9 protein-coding genes are annotated in these 11,348 nt (G+C 63.6%); 6 read left to right on the top strand and 3 right to left on the bottom strand.

What is annotated here, in order from left to right; translation table 11 throughout:
* The 3 genes from RBR29_RS07420 to RBR29_RS07410 form a co-directional block, all read left to right on the top strand.
* A partial coding sequence (locus RBR29_RS07420; protein WP_320348330.1) for an aldehyde dehydrogenase family protein occupies positions 1–416 on the top strand: 416 nt, incomplete at its 5' end.
* A 113-nt stretch (positions 417–529) separates the two neighbouring features.
* Positions 530–1,492, top strand: coding sequence for a CysB family HTH-type transcriptional regulator (locus RBR29_RS07415; protein WP_320348328.1), 963 nt, complete (start codon positions 530–532; stop codon positions 1,490–1,492).
* 162 nt (positions 1,493–1,654) lie between these two features.
* On the top strand, positions 1,655–2,044 hold the full coding sequence (locus RBR29_RS07410) for a DUF2325 domain-containing protein (RefSeq protein WP_320348332.1): 390 nt from the start codon (positions 1,655–1,657) through the stop codon (positions 2,042–2,044).
* Between the two features lie 88 nt (positions 2,045–2,132).
* Here the strand turns inward: RBR29_RS07410 and RBR29_RS07405 are convergent, their stop codons facing one another.
* Positions 2,133–2,945, bottom strand: a complete 813-nt coding sequence (locus RBR29_RS07405; RefSeq protein WP_320348326.1) for a C40 family peptidase — start codon at positions 2,943–2,945, stop codon at positions 2,133–2,135.
* Positions 2,946–3,260: 315 nt separating this feature from the next.
* On the opposite strand from RBR29_RS07405, the gene RBR29_RS07400 reads away from it, so the two are divergent.
* The 3 genes from RBR29_RS07400 to acs all read left to right on the top strand — a co-directional run bounded on the left by RBR29_RS07400 (position 3,261) and on the right by acs (position 8,552).
* Positions 3,261–5,147, top strand: a complete 1,887-nt coding sequence (locus RBR29_RS07400) for a propionate--CoA ligase (protein WP_320348324.1) — start codon at positions 3,261–3,263, stop codon at positions 5,145–5,147.
* Entirely contained in the window at positions 5,144–6,454 is a 1,311-nt protein-coding gene (locus tag RBR29_RS07395; RefSeq protein ID WP_336623766.1) for an MFS transporter, read from the top strand. Before RBR29_RS07400 ends, RBR29_RS07395 begins: the two co-directional genes overlap by 4 nt.
* Before the next feature lie 118 nt (positions 6,455–6,572).
* On the top strand, positions 6,573–8,552 hold the full coding sequence (acs, locus tag RBR29_RS07390; protein ID WP_320348323.1) for an acetate--CoA ligase: 1,980 nt from the start codon (positions 6,573–6,575) through the stop codon (positions 8,550–8,552).
* A gap of 196 nt (positions 8,553–8,748) precedes the next feature.
* On the opposite strand, the gene RBR29_RS07385 is transcribed toward acs, so the two are convergent.
* On the bottom strand, positions 8,749–9,402 hold the full coding sequence (locus RBR29_RS07385; RefSeq protein ID WP_320348322.1) for a MarC family protein: 654 nt from the start codon (positions 9,400–9,402) through the stop codon (positions 8,749–8,751).
* A gap of 72 nt (positions 9,403–9,474) precedes the next feature.
* Entirely contained in the window at positions 9,475–11,121 is a 1,647-nt protein-coding gene (locus RBR29_RS07380) for an electron transfer flavoprotein-ubiquinone oxidoreductase (RefSeq protein ID WP_320348321.1), read from the bottom strand.
* Positions 11,122–11,348: the final 227 nt, after the last annotated feature.

The following is an 11,348-nucleotide window of genomic DNA, read 5'->3' as shown; positions in this document are numbered from 1 at the left end:
ATGAAAAGGGCAATTTCGTCGGTCCGACGGTGTTCAGTGGCGTGAAGGCCGACATGAGCATCTATCGTGAAGAAATCTTCGGGCCGGTGCTGTCCGTGGTGCTGGTCGATACGCTGGAAGAGGCGGTCGAATTCATCAACGCCAACCCCAATGGCAACGGCACGTCGATCTTCACACAGGACGGCGGCCATGCCCGCTATTTCCAGAACAACATCGACGTCGGTCAGGTCGGGATCAACATCCCGATCCCCGTGCCGGTGGCCTGGTTCAGCTTCACGGGCTCACGCGCCTCGAAACTGGGCGATCTGGGCCCCAACGGTCGCCAGTCGATCTATTTCTGGACCCAGACCAAGACCGTGACTGCCCGCTGGCAGGCACACCCACGCGAGATCAACACCACGATCTCGATGCAGTGATCCCCTTGGCCGCCCCTCTGCGAAGGGGCGGCTCTTCTCTTAGTAAATAATAAAAAGTAATATAAACTAGATTCTATATTCCATATAATGGCTCTTCCTATGGGGCCATTGCCATGAACCTGCAGCAATTCCGATTTGTCCGCGAAACGATTCGCCGCAATTTCAACCTGACCGAAGCGGCACGTTCGCTGTATACATCCCAGCCTGGCGTATCCAAGGCCATCATCGAATTCGAGGATGAACTGGGTGTGCGGATCTTCGAACGCCACGGCAAGCGGCTCAAGGGCCTGACCAAGCCGGGTCAGTCCGTGGCGGCGGTCATCGATCGCATCATGCGCGAAGTCGATAACCTGAAAAAGGTCAGCGATGAATTCGCCCGGCGCGACGAAGGGGCCCTGGTCATCGCCTGCACGCACACCCAGGCGCGCTATCTGTTGCCGCGCGTGATTCCGGCGTTTCGCGCGCGCTTTCCCAAGGTCCATGTGTCGTTGGCCGAAGGCAACCCCGAACACCTGGCCCGACTGGTCCTGCACGAGCAGGCGGATCTGGCCATTGCCACCGAGACCCTGGCCCAGACCCCGGGCCTGGTGGCCCTGCCGGTGTATGCCTGGGAGCACACCCTGGTGGTGCCGCCCGATCACCCCCTGACCGAACTGACCTCCAGCGCGGCCCGCAATCTGTCCTTGGAGCATCTGGCCCAGTATCCCATCGTGACCTATGACCGGGCGTTTTCGGGGCGGTGCGCCATCGACGCGGCTTTTGAGCAGGCGGGCATCGTGCCCGACATCGTGCTGGAAGCCATCGATGCCGACGTGATCAAGACCTACGCCGATATCGGCCTGGGCATTGGCATCATCGCTGGCGTGGCCTTTGATCCGCGGCGCGACAAGGGGCTGGTTGGCCTGCCCGCCGGTCACCTGTTCGGCCGGCACACCACCAGCGTGGCGATCAAGCGCGGGGTGTTCCTGCGCGATTTCGTCTACGTGCTGATGGAAATGCTGGCGCCGGAACTGTCGCGCGACGTGGTGGCCGATGCGGTCGCCCAACCGGCGCCCTCGGTGCGCGACGTCGCGTAGGGGCAGGGGCGCCGGTGCTGCGTCCCCGGGGTTTCGTTACAAAAAACAGGATGGATGGAATTGAATTTGTTAATGGTAATCATTATCATTTAAAATCAAAATCATGACCAAGCGCCGGCCATGCCCTGCCGGCCATCCCCAGGAGTTCCATCCATGGTGCAAATGCAATCCCAAGTCAGTGCATTGATCGTCGGCGCGGACCGGCTGGGCAATATCCCGGACCTGCTGCGCGATCACAATATCGCCATCCGCCATCACATCAGCGGTCGTGATCCCGCGCATCAGAAGAAGGCGCCCCCGCTGCCTTCCGGCACGGACCTGGTCATCCTGCTGACGGACTTCCTGGGGCACAACGTGATGAAGACCTTCCGCCTGGCGGCGCAGCGTGCCGGTATCCGCGTGCTGGCATGTCGTCGGTCAGTGTGCAGTATGCAGCAGGCGCTGGACCAGTGCGGTTATTGTCGGACGTGTCCGTTGCGTGAAGACGATGCGGCCCGATCAGCAGCGCGCGTGCCGTGCAAACGGCGCGGAGGGTTGGTCCTGCAGTCATAGGGAAACTGTGGGCCGAAAGACTCGCGCAGCATGAAAAAGCCCCGGTAGCCGAAAGGCTCCGGGGCTGCGTGTTACTGGTGCGGACGATTCAGCGCTTGGCGACTGCGCGCTTGGGGGCGGCTGTGCGCTTGGCCGTTGCGGGCTTGGCGGTTGTTGCAGGTTTGGTCGCTGTACGTTTGCTCACCACACGTTTGGTGGTCGAGTGCTTGCTGGTGGTTGTGGGTTCAACAGACGTGGGTTCGGCAGTGTCCGTCTGCGCCTGGAGGCGCCGGGCGCCGTTGTAGCGCTTGCGCCAGTAGGCCACGTCCATGCTTTCGACGCGGATGTTGGCCCCGGTGCGCGGCGCATGCAGGAATTTGTGGTCGCCCAGGTAGATGCCCACGTGCGAGAAACGGTGGCCCAAGGTGTTGAAGAACACCAGATCACCACGTCGCAGTTCGCTGCGGTCCACGGAAATGCCCTGTTGGGCCTGTTCGCGTGCCCGTCGGGGCAGTTTCAGGCCCAGGGATTTTTCGGCGGCGTAGGCGACCAGGCCGCTGCAGTCAAAGCCTTCGCCGGGCGTGTCGCCCCCGTAGCGGTATTTGACCCCCAGGAATTTCATGGCAGTGGACACCATGGTCTTGGGGACTGGGCTGGTGCCGTAGGTTTCGGATTCTGGGGTGTCGATGGCCAGGCTGCGCTTGTTGTCGAGCCAGGCGCCCAAAGGATCCGATTGAGTGCTGAGCAGGTAGGTATCGCGCAGCAGGTGATTGGATGAATGCGTTGCGTCAGCCGTCTGGCGTGGCTGGGTGGCGCATCCTGCCAGCGTCGCCAGGCCTGCGCATAGCAGGAATTTCAGGGTGCGGGTGGCCCAGGGGTGAAACGGGTGTGGCTGCGCTGGGGCGGAATGAGGCGGTGGCATGGGCGGATGGCTGCGGAGATGTCGTCGTCCGCAGCCGTTGTGTGCAGCCGCAGCGCTCGAATGAGCGAGACACGGGGCACGGGCAGGCCGGATACCGGACGTCGGATTGATCTGGTGGTTGCCCGCCCTGCGAGCAACCCTTCGAGTGTAGAGGATCGAGCCGGACGAGTAAAGTGAAAAAATCCACCGATGGCGTCAGCCTGGCGTCAGAATCGCACAGTACCTTCGGGTCAGGGTGTAGCATGTCACCCAGCCCTTTTCCCTAGAAACATCCGCAGCCTGCCTGGGCTGCAGGGTGACACCGGAGACGAACCCATGCAGAAAATCCGTGAATTCCATCGCCAGTCGATCCAGGATCGGGACGCCTTCTGGGCGCGCGAGGCCCAGCGCATTCACTGGGAAACCCCTTTTTCCCAGGTGCTGGACTATTCCCGTCCGCCGTTTGCACGTTGGTTCGTCGGCGGACGCACCAATCTGTGCTACAACGCGGTCGATCGCTGGCTCGAGACCCAGGGTGACCAGCCTGCCCTGATCTGGGTGTCCACGGAAGTCGACCAGGAAATCGTCTATACCCGCGCCGATCTTGCGCGCGAGGTCAACGCTGCTGCAGCCACCCTGCAGGAACTCGGGGTCGTGCAGGGTGATCGCGTGCTGATCTATCTGCCCATGATTCCCCAGGCAGCCTTTTTCATGCTGGCCTGTGCGCGGCTCGGGGCCATCCATTCCGTCGTGTTCGGCGGTTTTGCCGCGCACAATCTGGCACAGCGCATCGACGACGCCCAGCCCCGGGTGATCGTGTCCACCGATGCGGGTTCGCGGGGGGGGCGGCCGATCGCCTACAAACCCCTGTTGGACCAGGCGATCGCCCAGTCATCTCATGCGCCGGAACACGTCGTGCTGGTGAACCGGGGCCTGGCGCCCATGGACCTGACGGCAGGCCGAGACCTGGAATACGCGCCGCTGCGGGCGCGGCACCTGGATGCCCAGGTGCCAGTCGTCTGGCTGGAATCCAGTGCACCCAGCTATATCCTGTATACCTCGGGCACCACCGGCAACCCCAAGGGCGTCCAGCGGGATGTCGGCGGCTATGCGGTGGCGCTGTGCGCGTCCATGGAATACATCTATGGCGGCAAGCCGGGTGATGTGTATTTTTCCAGCAGCGACGTGGGCTGGGTGGTGGGACATTCGTATGTCGTCTACGGGCCGCTGCTCAATGGCCAGGCCACTGTCATGTACGAGGGCACGCCCGTGCGCCCGGATGCAGCCATCCTGTGGCGCATCGTCGAGACCTATCGCGTCAATGTGCTGTTTTCTGCGCCCACGGCGATCCGTGTGCTGAAAAAACATGACCCGGCGCTGCTCAGACGGCACGATCTGTCCAGCCTGGAACGCATCTACCTGGCGGGCGAGCCACTCGATGAACTCACCGGCCAATGGCTGTCCGAGGCGCTGGGCAAGCCGGTGATCGACAATTATTGGCAGACCGAGACCGGCTGGCCGATCCTGTCGGCCCAACCCGGGGTCGAGGAAGTCCCGACTCGTTTCGGCAGTCCGTCCTTTCCGGTCTATGGCTATGACGCGCGTGTGGTCGACGAAACCACGGGACAGGACTGCGGCGCCGGCCAGAAGGGGGTGGTGGCGATCGAACCGCCGCTGCCGCCGGGCGCAATGAGCACGATCTGGGGCAATGACGAGCGCTTCGTGCGCACCTATTTCCAGTCCTTCCCCGGGCGTCTCTGCTATTCGACTTCCGATTGGGGGCGGGTGGACGAGGATGGCTACTGGTACATCCTGGGTCGCACGGACGATGTGATCAATGTCGCCGGGCACCGCCTGGGCACGCGCGAGATCGAAGAATCGGTCAATACGCACCCGGCCGTGGCCGAATCGGCGGTCGTCGGGGTGACGGATTCGCTCAAGGGCCAGGAGGCCATGGCCTTTGCAGTGCTGCGCAACCCGGCCATGCTGGGGGAATCCGGCGTCCGTGACCGTCTGGAAGCCGAAATCAAGCGCGTCATCGAGCAGCGCAATGGCGCGGTGGCCCGCCCGGCGCGCATCCTGTTCGTCAACAGTCTGCCCAAGACCCGCTCGGGCAAGGTCCTGCGCCGCGCCATCGTGGCGCTGTGCGAGGGCCGCGATCCGGGTGATCTGACGACGATCGAGGATCCCGTCGCGCTGGACCAGATCCGCGACGTGTTGTGAGCAGCGACAGGGACAAAGCCAATCTGCGGGCCGGCTCGCCGCTTCGGCCCGGAGTGACGCGGCGCGAGGTCTGGTCCTGGGCGATGTACGATTTCGCCAATTCCGGCTACACCACCGTGGTGCTGACGACGGTATTCAACGCCTATTTCGTCGGGGTGGTGGCGGCAGGGGAACACTGGGGCACCCTGGCGCTGACGGCCGCACTGTCCCTGTCCTATCTGGTGGTGATGCTGTGGATGCCGGGCCTGGGCGCCTGGGCGGATGCCCGCGCTGGCCACCGCCGGCTGCTGTTTGCCAGTACGGCGGGCTGCGTGCTGGCCACGGCGGTGCTGGCCAGCGTGGGGCCGGGCGACATTGCCTGGGGCCTGCTGTGGCTGGCGCTGTCCAATGCCTGTTACTGCATCGGTGAATCGGCGGTGGCGTCCTTTCTGCCGGGACTGGCCCGGCCTGAAGCCATGGGGCGGGTGTCCGGCTGGGGCTGGAGCTTTGGCTATTTCGGCGGCATGTTGGCCCTGGGCCTGGCCTTATGGATCGCGGTCCGGGCTGAAGCCGACGGCCTGCCGGCCCAGGCCTATGTTCCCTGGGTCATGGGGATGACCGCTGTCCTGTTTGCCACTGCGGCGCTGCCGGCGTTTCTGTGGCTGCGTGAACCTGTTGTTGGGACGGTCCGGGAGCCGGTTGCGATGCTGGCCCGGTTGCGGGTGGCGTGGCGCGAGACCCGCAGGGATTTTCCTGATTTCCGCCGTCTGTTGCTGTGCATCGCCTGCTATCAGGCAGGGATCGCGGTGGTGATCACGCTGTCGGCAGTCTACGCGACCGAGGTCATGGGATTCGGCATGCAGCAAACCATGCTGCTGGTATTTCTGGTGAATATCGGTGCTGCGGTCGGGGCTTTCGGCTTTGGCTACCTGCAGGATCGCATTGGTCATCGCAGGGCGCTGGCCCTGACCCTGCTGGGGTGGCTGGCCATGGTGTTGTTGGCGGCCTCGGCGCGTGCTCTGCCGGTGTTCTGGTCAGCGGCCGCCTTGGCTGGATTGTGCATGGGTACCAGCCAGAGCGCGGGGCGCGCCATGGTCGGGGTACTGGCGCCGGGCAATCGTCCGGCGGAATTCTTTGCCTTGTGGACTTTTGCCGTGCAACTGGCCGCCGTGGTCGGCCCCCTGTTCTACGGTGTGCTGGTCTGGGCGACCGCAGGCAATCATCGCGTCGCCCTGCTGGCGACCGGGGGGTTCTTTCTGGCGGGGCTGGCGCTGCTGGGCCGTCTGGATTTTGAACGTGGCATCCGCGCCCGCGACGCGGGCAAGTAACGCCGAAGACCCGCCGGAGAGGACGGGTCACATTTGTCAGGGTCGAGTAAGCATCGTGCGGTACGGTTGTGGAAATTCAAACATAAAGTGAAACCATCACTGAACTCAGGAGCGAGCCATGACCACGGAGATTGAATCCATATTGGTGGAAAACCGGGTGTTTCCGCCGCCTGCGGACCTTGTCAAGCAGGCCAATGTATCGGGAATGGAGGGCTACCAGGCCCTGTGTGACGAAGCCAGACGCGATCCCGATGCCTTCTGGGCCCGCCTGGCCAATGAAAATCTGCGCTGGACCCGACCGTTCACCCAGGTGCTGGACGAATCCAATGCGCCGTTCTACAAGTGGTACCCCGATGGCCAGCTGAATGTTTCGGCCAATTGCCTGGACAAGCACCTGGGGACCCCGGTCGAACAGCGTGTCGCCATCATCTTCGAGGCCGATGATGGCCAGGTGACCAAGGTCACCTACAAGGAACTGCATGCGCGGGTTTCGCAATTCGCCAACGCGCTGAAATCCCTGGGCTACCAGGCAGGCGAACGCGCCATCATCTACTTGCCGATGTCGATCGAAGCCGTGGTCGCCATGCAGGCCTGTGCCCGCCTGGGGCTGATCCATTCCGTGGTGTTCGGCGGTTTTTCGTCCAAGAGCATCCACGAACGCGCCGTGGACGTCGGCGCCACGCTGGTGATCACCGCTGATGCCCAGCTTAGGGGCGGCAAGGTCATCCCGCTGAAGGCCGCCGTGGACGAGGCACTGGCCATGGGCGGTTGCGATGCCGTGCGCAAGGTCATTACCTACAAGCGTGCCGGTGCCGAGGTCCAGTGGAACGCCGATCGTGACCTGTGGTGGCACGACGTCATCCAGGGGCAGTCCACGGATTGCCCCCCGGTCGCCGTGGACGCCGATCACCCGCTGTTCATCCTGTATACGTCCGGTTCCACCGGCAAGCCCAAGGGCGTGCAGCATTCCAGCGCCGGGTTCCTGCTGTGGTCGCTGATGACCATGCAATGGACCTTCGATGCCAAGCCGGATGATGTCTTCTGGTGCACCGCTGATGTCGGCTGGGTGACGGGCCATTCCTATGTCACTTACGGGCCGCTGGCGGCTGGCGTGACACAGGTCGTATTCGAAGGCGTGCCGACCTATCCGGATGCCAGCCGTTTCTGGAAGATGATCCAGACACACAAGGTCACGGTCTTCTACACCGCGCCGACGGCCATCCGTTCGCTGACCAAGCTGTCCGAATCCGATCCCAAGGTCCACCCGAAATCCTTTGACCTCAGTTCCTTGCGCATCATCGGTTCGGTGGGCGAACCGATCAACCCCGAAGCCTGGGTCTGGTACTACAACAACGTCGGCAACCAGCGTTGCCCGGTGATCGACACCTGGTGGCAGACCGAAACCGGGGCGCACATGATCACCCCGCTGCCGGGCGCCACGCCGCTCAAGCCCGGTTCCTGCACCTTGCCGCTGCCCGGCATCGATGCGGCCATCGTCGATGAAACCGGCGAGGAAGTCGAGCGCGGCAAGGGCGGGTTCCTGGTGATCCGTCGCCCGTGGCCTTCGATGATCCGCACGATCTGGGGGGATCCGGAACGCTTCAAAAAGACCTATTTCCCGGAAGAACTCAAAGGCTACTACCTGGCGGGTGATGGCGCGCAGCGGGACAAGGATGGGTATTTCTGGATCATGGGCCGCATCGACGACGTGCTGAACGTCTCGGGCCATCGCCTGGGCACGATGGAGGTCGAATCCGCCCTGGTGGCGCATGAACTGGTGGCCGAGGCCGCCGTGGTGGGCCGCCCGGACGACACGACGGGCGAGGCCGTGGTGGCTTTCGTGGTGCTCAATGGTCCGCTGCCCCAGGGGGATCAGGCGGCTGCGGTGGCCAGGCAATTGCGCGATTGGGTGGCCAAGGAAATCGGCCCCATCGCCAAGCCGCGCGAAATCCGCTTTGGTGAAAACCTGCCCAAGACGCGTTCAGGCAAGATCATGCGCCGCCTGTTGCGCGTGGTCGCCAAGGGCGAGCCGATCACCCAGGACGTTTCCACACTGGAAAACCCCGGCATTCTGGATCAGTTGGCCCAGGTGCAGTAAAAAAGGGGCCGTAAAGCGTGTTGAACGGCGTGCTGCGATCCAGGACGCCGGACACGACCAGGGGGGGCGGGAATCATTCCCGCCTTTTTTCTTTTCGTTCCGGCGCTGCTGCACCTGCAATCTGATGCAACCCCTGCAATACGTGCGTGTCCGTGGCATCGGCCCGGCGTACCGTTGGTGCGGCAGGTGCGGGCTGTCAGTGCGCCAGACCCGGCAGCAGTGCCCGGGTGCCCGCGAACACCATTTCCACCGCGATGGCGGCCAGGATCATGCCCATGATGCGGGCCATGATGACGCGCATCTTGGTGGACAGCAGTTTGCCGATCGAGGCGGCAAAATACAGCACGGCGAACAGGGCGGCCAGGACGATGGCCAGCACGGCGCCAAAGGCCAGGTATTGCTTTGACTGGTGCGCCTGGGCTCCGTAGATGATCAGTGTGGCGATGGTGCCGGGGCCGACGATCATGGGAAAGGTCAGGGGATAGAACGCGGGGTTGTCCTCGACCTCGGCGCGCGCTGCCGGGCCCCCGGCGTTCTTTTCCTGGGTGGCGCGTTCGTGGGATGTGATCGGCTGGCCGTTGAGCATGGACAGCGCGATGCCGCTGAGCACCAGTCCCCCTGCGACACGGAAGGAATCCAGGCTGACGTCGAAGAAGCGGATGATGTGGCTGCCGGCCAGCGAGATGATGACGCACATCGCCAGGGTGTAGAGCAGAATGGCCACGGCCTGGCTGCGCTGTTCGGCCACGGTCTTGCTGGCCGTGATCGCCAGGAACAGCGGCAGGGTGATGAAGGGGTTCATGATGGCGAACAGCGCGCCCAGGAACTTGGTGGCGAAAGCAATATCCATCGGCGATGGGCTTGCGCCCGGCAGGACTGTGTGATCGGAACCGGGCGCCGCGCATGGCGCCCGGGGCGCATTTTACATGCCGTTGTAGACCGGGCCTTCGCCCCCCTGGGGCGTCACCCAGACGATGTTCTGGGTGGGGTCCTTGATGTCGCAGGTCTTGCAGTGCACGCAGTTCTGCGCGTTGATCTGCAAGCGGTCTTCGCCGGTCTCGGTCTTGACGAATTCGTAGACCCCGGCCGGACAGAAGCGGGCCTCGGGGCCGCCGAATTTTGCCAGGTTGACTGCAACCGGCACGGTCTCGTCCTTGAGCGTCAGGTGAACGGGTTCGTTTTCGTCATGGTTGGTGTTGGAAATGAACACCGAACTGAGACGGTCAAAGGTCAGCTTGCCATCGGGTTTCGGATAGTCGATGCGCGCGCATTCGGCTGCGGGCTGCAGACAGGCGTGGTCCGGCTTGGTGCGATGGATGGTCCAGGGCATCTTGCCCTTGAACAGCCACTGTTCGATACCCGTCATCAGCGTGCCGACGGTACGGCCTTTTTTGAACCACTGCTTGAAGTTGCGTGATTTGTTCAGTTCGGCATGCAGCCAGGAACGCTCGAAGGCCGCCGGGTAGGCGGTCAGTTCGTCGTGGCTGCGGCCAGCGGCCAGGGCGTCGAAGGCGGCTTCGGCGGCCAGGGCGCCGGATTTGATGGCCGAATGGCTGCCCTTGATCCGGGATGCATTCAGCATGCCGGCTTCGCAGCCCACCAGGGCGCCGCCGGGGAAGCAGAGCTTGGGCAGGGACAGCAGCCCGCCCGCCGTCAGCGAGCGCGCGCCGTAGGCGATGCGCTTGCCGCCTTCGAAGGTGGTGCGGATCGCCGGGTGGGTCTTGTAGCGCTGGAATTCCTCGAAGGGCGAAAGCCACGGATTGGCGTAATCCAGACCCACGACCAGGCCCACGGCGACCAGGTTGTCGTTCAGGTGGTACAGGAAGGAGCCGCCGTAGGTATCGGAATCCAGCGGCCAGCCGGCGGTATGGATGACCGTGCCGGGCTGGGACTGGGCGGGATCGACTTCCCAGAGTTCCTTGATGCCGATGGCGTAGCTTTGCGGGTCGCGGCCGGCGTCCAGGCGGTATTTTTCGATCAGTTGGCGGCCCAGGTGGCCGCGAGAGCCTTCGGCGAAGATCGTGTAGCGCGCCAGCAGTTCCATGCCGGGCTGGTAGGCGTCAGTGTGGCTGCCGTCGCGTGCCACGCCCATGTCGCCGGTCAGCACGCCGCGCACGGCGCCCGATTCAGTGTAGAGGATCTGCGCGGCGGCGAAGCCGGGGAACACGTCCACGCCCAGGGCTTCGGCCTGTTCGCCCAGCCAGCGGGTGACGTGTCCCAGGCGCACGATGTAGTTGCCGTGGTTCTTGAAACAGTCCGGCAGCAACCAGGCCGGCGTGCCGCGTGCGCCCGATTCGGTCAGGAACAGGATGCGGTCGTTGGTGACGGCCACATCCAGCGGGGCACCGCGTTCTTTCCAGTCGGGGATGAGTTCGTTCAGGGCCTGAGGGTCCATCACGGCGCCCGAAAGGATGTGGGCGCCGATTTCGGCGGCTTTTTCCAGTACGCAGACGCTGACGTCCTGGCCGCGTTCGGCGGCCAGCTGCTTGAGGCGAATGGCTGCCGACAGCCCGGCTGGTCCCCCCCCGACGACGACGACGTCGTATTCCATCGATTCACGTTCAGTCATGGATGCAATTCCCGTTGCTTGAATGAGCGTTGAGGGCACGCAGAACTCGTTCAGAGCGCCCTTGCGAGGCTGGTCCCCGCCGTGTTGCGGACCATTGTATTGCAGATCGTTATACTGCACCTTTGCCGCCCGCCCGGCAGGAGCCTATTCATGTCATCAGAATCCCTTGATATTCAAACACCTTCTGGGACGTTTGAAACCCGGATCGATGTGCGCTGGGGCGAAAT

This window comes from Castellaniella sp., from assembly GCF_034007085.1.
Classification (GTDB): domain Bacteria; phylum Pseudomonadota; class Gammaproteobacteria; order Burkholderiales; family Burkholderiaceae_B; genus Castellaniella.
This window is presented reverse-complemented; position numbering and strand designations above follow the sequence as displayed.

Excerpts from the sequence above, each read along its gene's own strand:
- RBR29_RS07415 (WP_320348328.1), top strand. The coding sequence starts at position 530 with ATGAACCTGCAGCAATTCCGATTTGTCCGCGAAACGATTCGCCGCAAT.
- RBR29_RS07410 (WP_320348332.1), top strand. The coding sequence starts at position 1,655 with ATGCAATCCCAAGTCAGTGCATTGATCGTCGGCGCGGACCGGCTGGGC.
- RBR29_RS07405 (WP_320348326.1), bottom strand. The coding sequence starts at position 2,945 with ATGCCACCGCCTCATTCCGCCCCAGCGCAGCCACACCCGTTTCACCCC.
- RBR29_RS07400 (WP_320348324.1), top strand. The coding sequence starts at position 3,261 with ATGCAGAAAATCCGTGAATTCCATCGCCAGTCGATCCAGGATCGGGAC.
- acs (WP_320348323.1), top strand. The coding sequence starts at position 6,573 with ATGACCACGGAGATTGAATCCATATTGGTGGAAAACCGGGTGTTTCCG.
- RBR29_RS07385 (WP_320348322.1), bottom strand. The coding sequence starts at position 9,402 with ATGGATATTGCTTTCGCCACCAAGTTCCTGGGCGCGCTGTTCGCCATC.
- RBR29_RS07380 (WP_320348321.1), bottom strand. The coding sequence starts at position 11,121 with ATGACTGAACGTGAATCGATGGAATACGACGTCGTCGTCGTCGGGGGG.